Source organism: Nonomuraea sp. NPDC059007 (genome assembly GCF_042740555.1).
GTDB lineage: Bacteria > Actinomycetota > Actinomycetes > Streptosporangiales > Streptosporangiaceae > Nonomuraea.
In genome coordinates this window covers 38,130-54,199 of sequence record NZ_JBHYJD010000020.1, presented here as the reverse complement: position 1 = coordinate 54,199, position 16,070 = coordinate 38,130, and the positions used below count along the sequence as shown (strand labels likewise).

Annotated in this window: 10 protein-coding genes; 8 read left to right on the top strand and 2 right to left on the bottom strand. The window is 74.1% G+C overall.

What is annotated here, in order from left to right; translation table 11 throughout:
• The first annotated feature begins 100 nt into the window (after window positions 1-100).
• The 8 genes from ACFWY5_RS30255 (at window position 101) to ACFWY5_RS30220 (ending at window position 13,491) form a co-directional block, all read left to right on the top strand.
• Window positions 101-2,068: a multicopper oxidase family protein gene (locus ACFWY5_RS30255; RefSeq protein ID WP_379635966.1), complete on the top strand. Its 1,968-nt coding sequence runs from the start codon at window positions 101-103 to the stop codon at window positions 2,066-2,068.
• A 90-nt stretch (window positions 2,069-2,158) separates the two neighbouring features.
• Window positions 2,159-2,872: an SDR family oxidoreductase gene (locus ACFWY5_RS30250; protein WP_379621150.1), complete on the top strand. Its 714-nt coding sequence runs from the start codon at window positions 2,159-2,161 to the stop codon at window positions 2,870-2,872.
• A 14-nt stretch (window positions 2,873-2,886) separates the two neighbouring features.
• Window positions 2,887-4,005 (top strand): isochorismate synthase, encoded by a 1,119-nt coding sequence (locus ACFWY5_RS30245; RefSeq protein WP_379635964.1) that lies wholly within the window; start codon window positions 2,887-2,889, stop codon window positions 4,003-4,005.
• Entirely contained in the window at window positions 3,992-5,476 is a 1,485-nt protein-coding gene (locus ACFWY5_RS30240) for a (2,3-dihydroxybenzoyl)adenylate synthase (RefSeq protein WP_379635962.1), read from the top strand. The genes ACFWY5_RS30245 and ACFWY5_RS30240 overlap by 14 nt, the downstream gene beginning before the upstream one ends.
• A gap of 5 nt (window positions 5,477-5,481) precedes the next feature.
• On the top strand, window positions 5,482-6,129 hold the full coding sequence (locus ACFWY5_RS30235; RefSeq protein ID WP_379635960.1) for an isochorismatase family protein: 648 nt from the start codon (window positions 5,482-5,484) through the stop codon (window positions 6,127-6,129).
• Window positions 6,122-6,340, top strand: a complete 219-nt coding sequence (locus tag ACFWY5_RS30230; RefSeq protein WP_379621142.1) for a phosphopantetheine-binding protein — start codon at window positions 6,122-6,124, stop codon at window positions 6,338-6,340. Before ACFWY5_RS30235 ends, ACFWY5_RS30230 begins: the two co-directional genes overlap by 8 nt.
• Window positions 6,337-12,855, top strand: a complete 6,519-nt coding sequence (locus ACFWY5_RS30225; RefSeq protein WP_379635958.1) for an amino acid adenylation domain-containing protein — start codon at window positions 6,337-6,339, stop codon at window positions 12,853-12,855. The genes ACFWY5_RS30230 and ACFWY5_RS30225 overlap by 4 nt, the downstream gene beginning before the upstream one ends.
• Window positions 12,856-12,975: 120 nt before the next feature.
• Window positions 12,976-13,491, top strand: coding sequence for a hypothetical protein (locus ACFWY5_RS30220; RefSeq protein ID WP_379635956.1), 516 nt, complete (start codon window positions 12,976-12,978; stop codon window positions 13,489-13,491).
• 7 nt (window positions 13,492-13,498) lie between these two features.
• Here ACFWY5_RS30220 and ACFWY5_RS30215 read toward each other — a convergent pair whose 3' ends face one another.
• Window positions 13,499-14,179 (bottom strand): alpha/beta fold hydrolase, encoded by a 681-nt coding sequence (locus ACFWY5_RS30215; RefSeq protein ID WP_379635954.1) that lies wholly within the window; start codon window positions 14,177-14,179, stop codon window positions 13,499-13,501.
• Window positions 14,176-16,017 (bottom strand): SIP domain-containing protein, encoded by a 1,842-nt coding sequence (locus ACFWY5_RS30210; protein ID WP_379635952.1) that lies wholly within the window; start codon window positions 16,015-16,017, stop codon window positions 14,176-14,178. Before ACFWY5_RS30210 ends, ACFWY5_RS30215 begins: the two co-directional genes overlap by 4 nt.
• Window positions 16,018-16,070: the final 53 nt, after the last annotated feature.

Genomic DNA, 16,070 nt, shown 5'->3' with positions numbered 1-16,070 from the left:
GGTTCCGTCCGCATTTCAAGCCTTGAAGAGTCTTGTTTATTAGGTTTGCCTAACCTAACTTCGTGGCTCGGATCTCTACCCCTTTCCCGGGAGCCGCCCGATGTCGGACCAACCCTCGATCTCCCGGCGCAGCCTGCTCGCCGGCGCCACCACCCTCGGCGTGGCCGGCGGGTACGGCCTGCACGCCGTCCTCAGCCCGAGCTCCGCGGCCGCGCCCCTCCGCGCCCACGCCACGCACGCTCCCGCCTTCGAGGCCGTGACCCGCGAACCGGGCGCCGCGACGGTGTTCGTCCGGCCGGCCGCCGCCACCGGCGACGTGCTCCAGTTACGCCCCTACCGCGACCGCCTGCGCATCCCGCCCCGCGCCAGAGTGCGGCGCGAGCGCGGCCTGTCCACGCTGACGGTCACCATGCGCGCCGTGACCGCCCGCCTGCACGCGGACCTGCCGCCCACCACGCTGTGGGCCTACGACGGCCACTTCCCCGGCCCGACCATCGAGGTACACCGCGGCGAACGGCTCCGCGTCACCTGGGCCAACGCCCTGAGCGGCGCCTACCCGGTCACCGCCGTTCAGCTCCGCGCGGCACCGGGCCCGGTGCCCGTCTGGGACCTGCCGGGCAGGAGCGGCGCGACGCCCAGGGCCGACGTGGCCGCCCTGCCGCCCTGGGCCGTGGTGCACCTGCACGGCGCGCACACCGGCGGCGGCAACGACGGCTGGGCCGAGAACGCGGTCCCGCCCGGCGCCGCGCAGCTCGCCGAGTACGCCAACGACCAGCGCTCGGCCACCCTCTGGTACCACGACCACGCCATGCACATCACCCGGTTCAACACCATGACCGGGCTGACCGCGGGCCTGTACCTGATCCGCGACGACGAGGAACGCGACCTGGGCCTGCCCTCCGGCCCGTACGAGATCCCGCTCGTGCTGTGCGACCGCAACTTCGACACCGATGCCGACGGCAAGGTGAACGGCCGCCTGCTGCACAAGATCACGGAGTACCCGCAGCAGACCGAGACCGTCGTACGCTCCTTCACCGGCCCCTACACGCTGGTCAACGGCACCGTCTGGCCCTACGCGGAGGTCAAACCGGCGTGGTACCGCTTCAGGATCGTCAACGCCTCCAGCATCCGTCCCTACCTGCTGCGCCTGGTGGACCAGGACGGCCAGCCGGTGCCGGGCAGGGTGTTCCAGATCGGCAGCGACGCCGGGCTGCTGCCCGCGCCCGTGCCGATCGAGGACTGGGTGCTGGTCACGCCGGCCGAGCGGGCCGACGTCCTGGTCGACTTCACCGGGCTGGAGGGCCGGTCGCTGCGGTGGGTGGACGCCTCGTTCATCGCCTCGCCGGTGCCCGAGGTGATCAACTTCCGGGTGGGTAAGGACCGGCACCCGCCGCGGTTCACGCTGCCTCCCAAGATCAGCGCGAGCTTCGAGCAGGTCGACCCCGCGGCCCTGCCCCAGCACAAGGAGCGGCTCGTGCTCATCACCCCGGCCTTCCCCATCAACGCGGAGATGTGGGAGATGGAACGCGTCGACGCGCCGCCGGGACCGCTGCCCGCCGACGGGATCGTCCAGTTCGAGGACGCGAAGGGGCAGGTCACCACCTACCGCAGGCTGTCCAGGGACTATCCGGACCCGGTCGCCTTCCACGTGGCCGACGGCGACTGGGAGACCTGGCGGTTCGTGTCGCTGGAGGGCAGCGGGGTGCCGCATCCCATGCACGCCCACGGATTCTCCTTCCAGGCGCAGGAGCGGCTGCGGCTGGACGCGTCCGGATTCAAGTACTTCACGACCAGCGGCTCCACCCGGCTGGGCGGCGGCACGGAGAAGCCGATCAAGATCCTCGAGGCCGAGCCACTGCGGCCGGAGGAACGCGGCTGGAAGGACGTGATCGCGGTCGGCTTCCGCGAGATGATCACGACGGTGGGCCGGTTCACGGGCTCGGTCGGGCGCTTCATGCACCACTGCCACATCTACGAGCACGAGGACCACAAGATGATGCGCCCGTTCGTGGTGCTGCCGAAGCAGGTGGCGGCCATGGATCCGCATGGGCCGGGCGGTGGCCACTGAAGACCCGGACAGTCTTGACAGATGTCCGGCAAACGTACAAATTAGGTTAGCCTTACCTAACTTCATTCTGACCTACGAGGGGCTTCAGGATTGGATGGCATCGGGGACTCCGTTGCTCTGGTCACCGGCGCGGGCAGGGGCATCGGCGCCGCCGTCGCCGGCACACTCACCCAGGCGGGCGCCACGGTGGCCGCCGCCGACCTCGACGGCACGCCGTACCGGCTGGACGTACGGGACCCGCGCGCGGTGGACACCCTGGTCGACCGGGTGGAGCACGAGCTCGGCCCCATCGACATCCTGGTCAACGTGGCCGGAGTGCTACATCCTGCTCGCGCGCAGGACACCGACGACGAGCGCTGGCGGCAGACGTTCGCCGTCAACGCCGACGGCGTCTTCCACACCTGCCGGGCCGTCGCCCGCCGCATGATCCCCCGGCGGCGGGGATCGATCGTCACCGTGGGCTCCAACGCCGCCACGATCCCCCGCGTCGGCATGGCCGCCTACGCCGCGTCCAAGGCGGCCGCGCGGGCGTTCACCCAATGCCTGGGGCTGGAGCTGGCCGGGCACGGCATCCGCTGCAACATCGTCTCGCCCGGTTCCACCGACACGGCCATGCTGCGCGCGCTCCATGGGGGCGATCCCGTCGCGGGAGACCTGGCCACCTTCCGCACCGGCATCCCCCTCGGCCGCGTGGCCGAACCGCGTGACGTCGCCGAGGCCGTGCTCTTCCTGGTCTCCGCGCGTTCACGGCACATCACCCTGCACGACCTTCTCGTCGACGGCGGCGCCACCCTGCGCTCCTGAGTGATTGGAACTCGATGGAAAGTCTGACCACCGCCGCGGACCCGCTTGCGGGATACGAGCGCACCCGGTCGGTGCTGTTCGCCTCCCCGCGGGGGACGCTGCTCACGCGGGGCAGATCCACGATCGCCGGCGGCGAGCTGGCCACCCTCGCCGACCGGCTGCCCGCGTTACTGGGTCGGTCCGGCGGGCCGGCCGCCGGGGCGATCTCCTTCGACGGGACCGCGCACCTGCTCATCCCCACCGAGTCGGCCTGGTCGGCGCCGCTGCCGGCCGCCGCCCCGCCGGTGCCCAGCGGGCGCTGGTGGAGAAGGCAGACCCCGGCACCCGCCGCGTACCTGCGGGCGGTACGGCTGGCCCTGGCCGAGCTGGAGGCGGGAAACCTGGACAAGGTCGTCCTGGCCCGCACCCTGGAACTGCGCTCCGACGAGCCGATCAGCCTGCGGCACCTGCTGCGCCCCCTGCTGGGCCACGGCTACTCCTTCGCCACACCGCTGCCCGGCGGGAGCACCCTGGCCGGAGCCAGCCCCGAACTGCTCGTCGCCCGCCACGGCCGACAGGTCCTCAGCAACCCGCTCGCGGGCTCGGCCGAGCGCAGCGCCGACCCCGCGGAGGACTCCCGCCGGGCCGCCGCGCTACTGGAGTCGGCCAAGGACCTGCACGAGCACCGCCTGGTCGTCGAGGCCGTCACCGAACGGCTGAGCCGATACTGCGACAGCCTGGAGGTGCCGAAGGCGCCGCAGCTCACCTCCACCGCGACGATGTGGCACCTGTCCACCAAGATCACCGGTACCCTGCGCGACCCGGCGACGTCGGTGCTGACGCTGGCCGCGGCGCTGCACCCGACCCCGGCCGTGTGCGGCACCCCGCAGGCCGCGGCCCGCCGGGTGATCGGCGAGCTGGAGGCGGTCGAGCGCGGCTTCTACAGCGGCCTGGCCGGATGGTGCGACGCCGCGGGCGACGGCGAGTGGGCGGTCGCCATCCGCTGCTGCGAGGTGCACGAGCACACGGTACGGCTGTTCGCGGGCGCCGGCATCGTCGCCGGATCCGTCCCGGAACGGGAGCTGGCCGAGACCACGAGCAAGTTCCGCACGGTCCTGGACGCGCTGGGGGCGGGCACCGATGCACTGGACTGAGGAGGAGGCGGCCCGCTACCGGGCCGCGGGCTACTGGAGCGGCATCAGCTTCGGCGACCTGCTGCGCGAGCTGGCCGGACGCCACGGGGAGCGGACGGCGCTGATCGCGCCGCCGGCCCGATGGAGCTTTCGCGAGCTGGACGAGCGCGCCGACCGCCTGGCCGCCGGGCTGCGCGCGCGGGGCATAGGGCCGGGCGACCGGGTCGTGGTGCAGCTGCCGAACGTGCCGCAGTTCCACCAGGTCTGCTTCGCCCTCTACCGGCTCGGGGCGTGGCCGGTCTTCGCGCTGCCCGCGCACCGCTCGGCGGAGATCTCCCACTTCTGCGGCTTCACCGAGGCCGTGGCCTACATCTGCCCGGACGAGGCCCACCGCGCGTACGCCCCGGGCACGCCGTCGATCACCCTGGACGAGCTCCCCGAGGCCGAGCCGGTGGAGCTGCCCGGCCGCGATCCGGGCGAGGTGGCGTTCCTGCAACTGTCGGGCGGCAGCACGGGACTGCCCAAGCTGATCCCGCGCACCCACGACGACTACATCTACAGCTTCCGCGCCAGCGCGCGCCTGTGCGGGCTGAGCGGCGACAGCGTCTACCTGTGCGCGCTGCCCGCCGCGCACAACTTCCCGATGAGCTCGCCGGGCGTGTTCGGGGCGCTGAGCGCCGGCGCCGCCTCCGTCCTGGCGCCCGACCCCAGCCCGAGCACCTGCTTCCCGCTGATCGAAGCCGAACGGGTCACGATCGCGGCGTTGGTGCCGCCGCTGGCGCTGCTGTGGCTGCGCGCCGCCGCCGACACCGCGCACGACCTGTCCAGCCTGGAGGTCCTGCAGGTGGGCGGCGCCAAGTTCAGCGAGGAGGTGGCCAGGCGGGTACGCCCGGAGCTCGGCTGCACCCTCCAGCAGGTGTTCGGCATGGCCGAGGGACTGGTCAACTACACCCGGCTCGACGACCCCGAGGACGTCATCGTCTCCACCCAGGGCCGCCCCCTGTCCCCCGCCGACGAGGTCGTGGTGGAGGACGACGGGCAACTGCTCACCCGCGGGCCGTACACGATCCGCGGCTACTGGCGCGCCGACGAGCACAACGCGCACGCCTTCACCGGCGACGGCTTCTACCGCACGGGCGATCTGGTACGGCTCACGCCCACCGGCGACCTGGTGGTCGAGGGCCGTGCCAAGGACCAGATCAACCGCGGCGGTGAGAAGATCGCCGCCGAGGAGGTGGAGAACCACCTGCTGGCCCATCCGTCGGTCCACGACGTGAGCGTGGTGGGCCTGCCCGACCCCTACCTCGGCGAACGCGCCTGCGCCTACGTCATCTGCGCCGGCCCGCCCCCGCCCAAGGCCGAGCTGCGCACGTTCCTGCGCGAGCGCGGCATCGCCACCTTCAAGATCCCCGACGTGTTCGAATACGTCGACGCCTTCCCCAGCACGGCCGTGGGCAAGGTGAGCAAGCGACATCTCCGCGAGAGGACCTGACGATCATGGCCATTCCCGAGATCGCCCCCTATCCGATGCCCAGTCAGGTACCCGCCAACCGCGTCGCCTGGCGCCCCGACCCGCGCAGGGCCGTCTTGCTCATCCACGACATGCAGAACTACTTCCTCGACGCCTTCACCCCCGGCCAGTCTCCGTTGATCGAACTGATGGCCAACGTCCTGGCGCTGCGCGCGCGGTGCGCGGACCTGGGCGTGCCGATCGTCTACTCGGCGCAGCCGGGCGCGCAGAACACCGAGGACCGCGGCCTGCTGCGCGACTTCTGGGGTGAGGGCGTCGGCGCCGACCCCCGTGAGGCCGAGATCGTGGCCGGGCTCGCGCCGCGCGGCGACGGCGTGGTGATCACCAAGTGGAGGTACAGCGCCTACCAGCGCACCGACCTGGCCGGCCTGACGAAGGACAAGGGGCGCGACCAACTGATCATTTGCGGCGTCTACGCCCACATCGGCGTGCTGATGACGGCGTGCGAGGCCTTCATGCGGGACGTGCAGCCCTTCGTCGTGGCCGACGCGGTGGCCGACTTCTCCTTGGAGCACCACGAGATGGCGCTGCGCTACGCCGCCGAGCGCTGCGCGGTCACCGCGACGACCGCGCAGATCAGCCGTGCCCTCAGCAGGGAGGTGGCCGGTGTCTGAGACGGCCCGGCGGCTGCGCGCGCAGGTCGCCGAACTGCTCTACGTCGAGCCGGAGGAGATCGGCCCCGACGACGACCTCCTCGCGGCCGGCATGGACTCCATCCGGCTGATGACCCTGGCCGAGCGGTGGCGGGCAGAGGGCGCGGAGGTGTCCTTCCCCGACCTGGTCGAGCGCCCGACGCTGACGGCCTGGGCGGAGCTGCTGGCATGACCATGCCCCTGACCGGGGCTCAGGCGGGCATCTGGTTCGCCCAGCGCCTGGACCCCGGCAACCCCCTCTACAACGCCGCCGACCGGATCGACATCCACGGGCCGCTGGACGCCGCCCGCTTCGAGCGGGCGCTGCGGCGGTGCCTGGCCGAGGCCGAGCCGCTGCGGCTGCGCTTCACCGAGGAGCCGGCCCAGTACGTGCCCGACTGGGACTCCGTCAGCGGCCGCCTGGTCCTGCTCGACCTGCGCGGCGAGCCCGACCCGGAGGCGGCGGCGCAGGAGTGGATGCGCGCCGGCACCCGCGCCCCCGTCGACGTGGTCACCGGGACCCTGCACCACCACGCGCTGCTGCGCCTGTCCGACGAGCACACGGTCTGGTACCTGCGGGCCCACCACATCCTCATCGACGCCTACGCGCTCTCGCTCCTGGTCGCCCGGGTGGCGGAGATCTACTCGGCGCTCACCGACGCGCTCGCGCCGGGGCCCAGCCCGTTCGGCACCCTCGCGCCCGTGCTGGCCCAGGAGCGGGACTACCGCCGGTCCCGGCAGTTCGCCGCCGACCGGGCCTACTGGCTGGAACGGCTCGCCGGCCGCCCGGACCCGGTCGGGCTCACCCGCGAGCCGCCGACCCCGGCCCACGAGGTCCTCCGCTGCCGCGAAGCCCTGCCGCCCGCGCGGCACTGGGACGCCCTGGCCCGGCAGGCCCGCGCGACCTGGGCGGACGTGGCCGCCGCCGGGGTCGCCTGCTACGTCGGCAGGGTCACCGGGACCACCGACGTGGTGATCGGGCTGCCGCTGATGAACCGCTCCGGCGCCGGGCTGCGGGTGCCCTGCCTGGCGGTCAACGTGCTGCCGCTGCGGCTGGACGTGCGGCAGGGCCGTACCCTGGGCTCGCTCGTGGAGCAGGCGGCGCGGCGGATCGCCGAGGCGCGCGCGCACTGCCGCTACCGCGGCGAGGACCTGCGCCGTGACCTCGGGCTGGCCGGGACCCGGCACCCGCTGTCCGGCCCGATGCTCAACATCAAGCCGTTCCCCACCGAGGTGAAGTTCGCCGGATCCTCCGGCACCGTCACCAACCTCGCCGCCGGACCGGTGGACGACGTCGCCATCACGCTGAGCTTCGACGGCGACCAGCTGATCCTGGACCTCGACGGCAACGCCGCCCGTTACACCCCCGAGTCCCTGGCCGCGCACACCCGCCGCCTCGCCCGCTTCCTCGGCGCACTCGCCGACATGCCCGCCGGCACCCCCCTGGGCCGCCTGGACCTGCTGACCGACGAGGACCGCGCCGCCCTGCCCGCGCCGCGCCGCCCGCCCGCCGCGCCGCCGTCCGTCGTCGCCGCCTTCCAGGAGCGGGTACGGCTCGCGCCGCACGACCTCGCCCTGGTCACCAGGGACGAGAAGCTGACCTTCGCCGAACTCGGCGCCAGGGTGGACCACATGGCCGGCCAGCTCGTGCTCGAAGGAGCCGGACCCGGCCAGATCGTCGCCCTGGCCCTCCCCCGCTCGGCCGAACTGGTCGTGGCACTGCTGGCGGTGCTGCGCTGCGGGGCCGCGTTCCTGCCGGTCGACCCCGCCTACCCTGCCGAACGGCGGCGCCTCATGCTCACCGACGCCGCCCCCTCGATCGTGATCACCCCCGGCTGGGCGCAGGAGGGCGAGACCCCGCGTACCCGCATGGCCGAACCGCACCCCGGCGACGCCGCCTATGTCATCTACACCTCCGGCTCCACGGGCAAGCCCAAAGGCGTCGTCGCCACCCACGGCGGCCTGGCCGCGCTCCTGGCCGGTCACCGCGAGCGCCTGATCCCGGGCGGGGAACGGCTGCGCGTCGCGCACACCGCGTCGTTCTCCTTCGACGCCGCCCTCGACCCGCTGCTGTGGATGGTGCTGGGCCATGAGCTCCACCTGATCGGCGAGGACATCCACGGCGACGGCGCCGCGCTGACCGCGTACGTGCGTGAGAACGCCATCGGCTGCCTCGACGTCACCCCGTCGCACCTGAAGGAACTGCCCGAGCTGCTGGCCGATCCGCCGCGTGTCACCGTGGTCGGCGGCGAGGCCGTGCCGGAGCAGATCTGGCGCGCCCTGCGCGAGCGTACGCGGGCGGTCAACCACTACGGGCCGACCGAGGCGACCGTCGACGCCTACACCTGGTTCGGCGACGGCCGGGAGGGACCCACCGCGGGAACCGGCGTCCACGTCCTCGACGGCGCCCTGCTGCCCGCGCCGCCCGGAGTCGTCGGCGAGCTGTACCTGTCCGGCGCCGGTCTGGCCCGCGGCTATCTCAACCGGCCGGCGCTCACCGCGGAACGGTTCGTGGCCGCGCCGGGCGGCGAGCGCCTCTACCGCACCGGCGACCTGGCCCGATGGGACGCCGAAGGCCATCTGGAACTGCTCGGCCGCGGCGACGAGCAGATCAAGCTGCGCGGGCTGCGCATCGAGCCGGGCGAGATCGAAGCCGTGCTGGAAAGCCATCCGGACGTCGGCGCGGCCGCGGTGGCCGTGCACGGCGACCGGCTGATCGGCTACGTGACGTCCGCCGCCGACCCTCTTCTCGTGCGTGAGCACGCCGCGCAACACCTGCCCGCCGCGCTCACGCCCGCGGCGATCGTGCCGCTGGCCGCGCTGCCCCGCACGCCCGGCGGCAAGCTGGAGCGCGCCGCCCTGCCCCCGCCCGTCGCCGCCGCCGGGCGGGACACCGACGCCTGCTCGGCCGCGGAACGGGCCCTGTGCGAGCTGTTCACCGAGGTGCTGGGCGTCGCGGCCGGGCCGCGCGACAGCTTCTTCGACCTGGGCGGCCACTCGTTGCTCGCGGGGCGGCTGGCCGGGCGCATCCGGGAGAGCTTCGGCGTGCGGCTGCCGGTCAGGGAGGTCTTCTCCGGCCCCACGCCCGCCGAGCTGGCCGCCCGGCTGCCGGCCGACCGCGCCGCGCGGCCCCCGTTGCGGCGCCGGCCCAGGCCGCAGCCGATGCCGCTGTCCTCCGCGCAGTCGCGGCTGTGGTTCCTGCACCGCGCCGACGGGGGCGGGCCCGCCTGCAACCTCCCCATCGCGGTACGGCTCAGCGGGCCGATGGACCGCGAGGCCCTGGCCACGGCGCTGGCCGACGTGGCGGCCAGGCACGAGATCCTGCGCACGGTCTTCCCCGACCGGGACGGCGTGCCGTACCAGGAGATCCGGCTGCCGGCGCCGGTGGCATTGCCCATGTGGCAGCCGGACATGCCGGAGACGGCGATGCGCACCATCGCCCGCCGCGCCTTCGACCTGACCCGCGAGCCGCCCTTCCGCGCGCACCTGCTGCGGCTGGGCGCCCGCGAGCACATCCTCATGCTGGTCCTGCACCACATCGCGGGTGACAGCTGGTCGGCGGGCCCGCTGGTGCGCGACGTCCAGACCGCCTACGCCGCGCGCGCCGCCGGGCACAGTCCCGGGTTCGAGCCCCTGCCGGTGCAGTACGCCGACTACACGCTGTGGCAGCTCGATCTCGGCGAACCGGGCCGCGAGCACTGGACGAAGGCACTCGCGGGCCTGCCCGAGCGGCTCGACCTGCCCACGGACCGGCCGCGGCCCGCCGTTCCCACCGGCGCGGGCGACACCGTGCCGATCGCGATCGCGCCGGAGGTCTGGACCGGCGCCCTGGACCTGGCCCGCCGCAGCCACGCCACGCCGTTCATGGTGCTGCACGCCGCGCTCGCCGCCCTGCTGACCAGGCTGGGAGCCGGCACCGACATCCCCACCGGCACACCGGTCGCCGGACGCCACGACGGCGCGCTGAGCGGGGCGGTCGGCTCGTTCGCCAACCTGCTCGTACTGCGCGCGGACACCTCGGGCGACCCCACCTTCGCCGAGCTGCTGCATCGGGTACGCGAGGCCGACCTGGCCGCCTTCGACCACCCGGAACTGCCCTTCGACCGGCTGGTCGAGGCGCTGAACCCGGTCCGCGCCCGCGACCGGCACCCGCTGTTCCAGGTGATGCTGGTGGTGCGGGAGGCCGCGGAGGCCCGCGTGGTGCACACCGGCACGGCCGCGTTCGACCTGACCCTGCGGCTGGACACCGGCGGCAACGGCTTCCTGGAGTACAGCACCGACCTGTTCGACCGTGACAGCGCCCGGTCCCTCGCCACGCGCTTCACCGGCCTGCTGGGTCAGGCGGTGACCGAGCCGGACCTGCCGATCGGCCGCCTCGACCTGCTCGACGCCGCCGAACGCGCCTGGCTGACCGGCGGCGCCGACCCGGAGCCCGTCTCCGTCACCGGGGACACGGTTCCCGGCCGGTTCGAGGCGCTGGCGCGGCGTACCCCGCAGGCGAAGGCCGTCGGCGCGCTCACCTACCGCAGGCTCAACACCCGCGCCAACCAGCTCGCGCACAAGCTGATCGCGCACGGCGCGCGGCCCGAGGCGGTCGTCGCGGTGGACCTGCCGCGCGGGCCCGACCTGGTGGTGGCGATCCTCGCGGTGCTGAAGGCGGGGGCGGCGTGCCTGCCGCTCGACCCGTCCGACTCCCGCGAGCGCGTCGACGCCGTGCTCGCCGACGCCGGCCCGGTCTGCGTGGTGGACGAGAGCTGGCTGGAGGACCTGGGCGACTGGCTCGGCCACAACCCGGAACGTGCGCTGCGGCCCGAGCATCCCGCGTACGTGACGTACTCCTCCGGCCCGGCCGGGCTGCTCGTCACCCACCGCAACGTGCTGCGGCTGCTGTCGGACACCGGGGCCTCGCTCGGGTTCACCCGCCGCGACGTGTGGGCGTCCTCCGGCCTTTCGCCCCGGGAGCTGTGGGGGGCGCTGCTGTCCGGTGGCCGCCTCGTCGTGGTGCCGCACCCGGTCGGCCGCTCGCCGCTCCAGCTGCTCGCCCTGCTGCGGCGGGAGAAGGTGACGGTGCTCAACCTGACCCCTTCCGCCTTCGACCGGCTCATGGCCGACGACGACGGCCGCGAGCTGCCGCTCCGCTACGTGATCCTGAACGGTGCGGTCCTGGACGCCACGCGCGTGCGCGACTGGCGGCCGGACGGACCCCGGACGGTCACCGTGCGCGGCCTCACCGAGACGAGCGCGCACGTCACCGGCCGTCCACACGTCAGCAACCGTCCGCACCTCACCGGCCGTCCGCACGTCACCGGCGGGCCGCGCGACGACGGCGGGCCGCGTGAGGACGGCCGCGACCCGCGCGTCTACGTGCTCGACGAGCGGCTGCAGCCGGTCCCGCCGGGCGTGACGGGCGAGGTGTACGCGGCGGGCCCCGCCCTGGCCCGCGGCTACCTGGGACGGCCCGGCCTGACCGCCGAGCGGTTCGTCGCCGACCCGTTCGGCCCGCCCGGCTCGCGCATGTACCGCACCGGCGGCCTGGCCACCTGGCGGCGCGACGGCACCCTCGTCCACACCGGACACCGGGAACTCGGCCGGGCCGGAACAACGGCGCGCGCACCGCACGGTCCTGGCGCGGCGATCGCGCTGACCCGCGCGCCGTTCGATCCCGGCACTGAGGCCGCACCGGCACGCGCGCCCTACGGTCCTCGGGTGGCGATGCTGTGTGAGCTGTTCGCCGAGGTGCTGGGGCTGCCGCGGGCCGGCGTCGACGACGGCTTCTTCGAGCTGGGCGGGCATTCGCTGGCCGCGGTGCGCCTGATCGACCGCATCGGCCAGGTGCTCGGGACCACGCTCCCGGTCGGCGCGTTGTTCGCCGCGCAGACGCCGGCCGCCCTGCTGAGCCTGATCGACGGCGGGACCCGCGCGGACCCGCTCGGCGTGCTGCTGCCCCTGCGCCAGGCGGGCTCGCGGCCGCCGCTGTTCGCCGTGCACCCGGCCGGTGGGCTCGGCTGGTGTTACGGCGGGCTGATCAAGCACCTGCCGGACCGCCCGGTCTACGCCCTGCAGGCCCGCCGCCACCCGCCGCCCGCCTCGCTGACGGAGCTGGCCGCCGACTACGCCGCCCAGATCCGGTCGGTCCAGCCCGACGGCCCGTACCATCTGCTCGGCTGGTCCACCGGCGGCGTCATCGCCCAGGAACTGGCCGTGCTGCTCGCCGACGTACGGCTGCTGGCGATCCTCGACGCCCGGCCCGCCGAGGCGCTGCGCGAGCTGCCGCCCCCCGACGAGGCGGAGGCGCTGGAGGCGCTGCTGGCCATGGACGGCCACGCCCCCGGCGCCGCGCTCACGCTGGAGCGGGTGGCGGAGATCCTGCGCGGGGAGGGCAGCCCGCTGGCCGGTCTGCCCGCGGGCGCCCTGGCCGAGCTCAGGGACGTCCACCTCAACACCGACCGGCTGGTACGCGCCCACGACACGAGGGTGTACCAGGGCGACGCCCTGTACTTCCGGGCCACCGCGGACACCCTCCACGACCGCCGGCCGGCCGGAGCGTGGCGCCCGCATGTCACCGGCGTCATCGACGCGCACGACGTGGCCTGCGATCCCAAGGACCTGACCCGGCCGGGACCGCTCGCCGAGATCGGCGCGGTCATCAGCGCCCGGCTCCACGACCGCGAGGAGGAACCGCCTGACGCTCAGGCTGGGCGACCCTGAGTTGGCGACCCTGAGTTGGCGGCCTTGCCAGAGCGCGCGTGCCACGGCGGGCGCGTGATCGCCGGGCCCTCTTGACGAAAGGGCCGCTCTCGTGGTCAGCGCTTGGTGTTGAATGCTGGCATGCCTGGCTCGCGGGTCACCCGCGCAATGCTGTCCGCTGCTGTGCTCGCCATGGTGGCGGCGTGCTCACCGGCCGCCCCGGAGCGCGCCGCGCCGTCCGCCCCCGCGACCTCCCCCTCAGCCGCCGCCACCCCCACGTCCTCCCCCACCGCCACCCCCACGCCGTCACCTTCGGGTCCCAAGGACGGTACGAAGACCCGCGCGTGCGCCGACGGCACCTGCGAGGTCCGGGTGAACGGCTCGGCCAGGGTTCCGCTGCCCAAGCGGTTCGGGCTCAGCTCGCTCAAGGTGACCGGGATCGAGGACGAGACGGTCTCGTTCGTCGCGCCGATGATCGGGACGAAGTTCTCCAGCGACGGCGGGTGCTCCGCCACCGTCACCGGCCCGACGGGGAACTCCGCCGCCTTCTGGGGCCTGACCTGCGGGGCGGGCGACACGACCGTCGTCAACAAGATGAGCCTGGAGGTCGTCGGCGTCACCGGCGAGGCCGCGGTCATCCGCATCCGCCCGGCGTGAGGCCGGGTCAGCCGGCGCACCACGTGTTGACCAGGGCGGCGAGTTCGTGCGGGCGGCTGAAGAAGGCGCTGTGGCCGCAGTCCAGGTACAGCCGGTCGGCCGCCGGGTGGAGGCGGGCCGCGTAGCGCTCCTGGGCGCGGCGCGAGAGGGCCCGGTCCCGGGTGGTGTGCACGTAGGCGAGGCGGACGCCGTCGGGGAGGCGGTGCCGTACCGGCGTGTTCAGGACGGCGACCGGTTCGGGCGTGAGGTTGCCCACCAGCGTCCGGGTGTCGTCGGGCGGCAGGTCGTGGCAGAGCAGCAGGCGGGCGAGGGGTGCGGGCATCACGATGTCGCCGCGGCTGCCGACGCCGAGCAGGTCGCGCAGGCGGTTCAGGGGCGCCGGGAGCGTGCCGAAGTAGGACTGACCGTCGCGCGGGACGACGGCGGCGACGAACATGGCCCCGCGGAACCGGTCCCCGGCGCGGGCCAGCGCGTGGAGCGCCACGATGCCCGCCAGCGAGTGGGCGACGACGACGGCCGCCCGCATGCCGGACGCGGCATCGGCGACGGTGTCCGCCCACCCGTCCAGGCCGGCGTCGCGGGGCAGGTCGACGGCCACGGCGGGTAACTCCAGCCGGGGCAGCACCCGCGACCAGCACCACGACCCGTGCATCCCGCCGTGCACGAGGACCACGCCGTCCGCCTTCACCGATCCTCCGCCGAAGCGTCCATGACCCACATCCGATGATCCCACCCGATGTCGCGGGCCGTCCGCACGCGCAGTCCCGCCCGCTCGGCGAGCTCCCCGATACGGCCGGCCGTACGCAGGCCGGAGCCGAAGGCGCACCGCAGCCGCAGGTCGTGCAGCACCACGTCGGGATCGTCGAGACCCTCCGGCCTGAACTCCTCCACCAGGACCAGCGTCCCGCCCGCGGGCAGCCTCCTCGCGCTCTCGGCGAGCACGAGTCCGGCGTCCTCGTCGGACAGCCAGGTCAGCGCGTGCGCCAGCAGGACGGTGTCGTCCCCGCCGGGCGGCACGGGATCCACCGCGGGGACCAGTTCCACCCGCTCCAGCACGTCGGCGTCGAGGATCCGCTCACGCAGCACGCCGAGCGCCGACGGCATCGCCGCGATCCGCACGCGCAGCCCCGGGTCGGCCTTGACCAGGGCGTTCACGATGGTCGCCGCGCCGTTGCCGCCCGCCGTGAGCGACTTCACCGCGGCCCAGTCGTAGGCGCCGAGCACGCCGGGCGCGACCCAGCGGGCGCTCTCCTCGACGGCTTCGCGCGCCGAGCCGCCCAGGCGCGCGTCGGACGGCATCGCCGCCGCCAGCGGCTCGCCCGCCTCGGTCCGGTACCCGGCCCGGCCGGTGCGCAGCGTCCGCACCAGCCCGGACAGCGACAGGTCGAGCGCGGCCCGCGCGCCGCCGAGGTGGTACTCCTCGGCGGAGTGGTCGTCCTCGACGAGTTCCTCGCTGACGGGCGTGAGCCGGTACCGGCCGCCCGGCCCGGCGGCGAACACCTCGATCGAGACCAGGTAGTCCATCAGCGCGCTGAGCGCGGCGGGGTCCGTCGAGGTGCGCTCGGCCAGGCCGGCGAGCTCGCACACGCCGGAGTGGACCAGCTCGACCAGGCCGAGCGTGACCGCCGCCCTGATGGCGAAGCCGGGCGCCAGGTCGGTGAGCTGGTGCAGCCGTTCGTGCGCGCCGTCGTCCTCCTCCGGTACGGCGTGCGGAGCCTCGCTCAGCCGCCAGTAGCCGGTGATGTGGGTCTGCTCGCGCGGCACCCGGCGCTCGGCGGCGAGGTGGCGGCGCAGTCCCTTGAGGGTGACCGCCTCGCCCGCCGCCCACGCGAAGACGGTGCCCGGCAGCCAGTCCATCTGCCTGACCGCCCGCTCCAGCAGGTCCGTCGTGCCCGCCGGAGCGCCCTGGCGCGAGAGCCACGTGATGTCGGCGGCGGCCCGGGTCGGCAGGTCCTGGCGGTGCGTGTCGTCGCCGATCTCGATGAAGACCTTGGCCTTGACGCCTTCCGGCATCTCGGCAAGCCACCGGCCGATCGCGGGCAGCGCGGTCTCGTCGCCGGCGATCAGGATCCAGTCGGCGCCCTCGGGGTGGTGGTGGGACATCTTCGGCCCGGCGATCCAGGCGGTCTGTCCTGGCGTGGCCTGTTCGGCCCAGGATGCCGCGGGCCCGGCGCCGTGCCGGACGAAATCGAAGTCGATCTCCCCGGCGTCGGGGTCGTAGCGGCGCGGGGTGTAGTCCTTGGCGATGGGGCGTTCGCCCTCCGGCCAGTCGAGGCTGCTGATGTTCTGGCGGGGCAGGACGGGACGGTCCCCGTCGGCGGCGGCGAAGAAGAACTTGACGTGGTCGTCGAAGCCCTCCGAGCGCAGCGGCGGCAGGTCGAATCCGTCGCGGTGGAAGGCGCGCAGCTGTGCGCCGCCGAGCGTGACGCGCCGCATCCCCGGGGTGACATCCGTGACGCGCAGGACGGTCAGTTCCCTCAGCACGATGGGGAACGTGACGACCGTACGGGGGTTGCGGGTGGGCATCCGCACTGCTCCTTCCTCGTGGCGACTCCGCCAGGCTAGGGCGGGCGGCTGGG

What these genes read in the sequence shown, in the direction of transcription:
- ACFWY5_RS30245 (WP_379635964.1), top strand. Translation starts at nt 2,887, where the DNA reads ATGGAAAGTCTGACCACCGCCGCGGACCCGCTTGCGGGATACGAGCGC.
- ACFWY5_RS30255 (WP_379635966.1), top strand. Translation starts at nt 101, where the DNA reads ATGTCGGACCAACCCTCGATCTCCCGGCGCAGCCTGCTCGCCGGCGCC.
- ACFWY5_RS30240 (WP_379635962.1), top strand. Translation starts at nt 3,992, where the DNA reads ATGCACTGGACTGAGGAGGAGGCGGCCCGCTACCGGGCCGCGGGCTAC.
- ACFWY5_RS30225 (WP_379635958.1), top strand. Translation starts at nt 6,337, where the DNA reads ATGACCATGCCCCTGACCGGGGCTCAGGCGGGCATCTGGTTCGCCCAG.
- ACFWY5_RS30210 (WP_379635952.1), bottom strand. Translation starts at nt 16,017, where the DNA reads ATGCCCACCCGCAACCCCCGTACGGTCGTCACGTTCCCCATCGTGCTG.
- ACFWY5_RS30220 (WP_379635956.1), top strand. Translation starts at nt 12,976, where the DNA reads ATGCCTGGCTCGCGGGTCACCCGCGCAATGCTGTCCGCTGCTGTGCTC.
- ACFWY5_RS30235 (WP_379635960.1), top strand. Translation starts at nt 5,482, where the DNA reads ATGGCCATTCCCGAGATCGCCCCCTATCCGATGCCCAGTCAGGTACCC.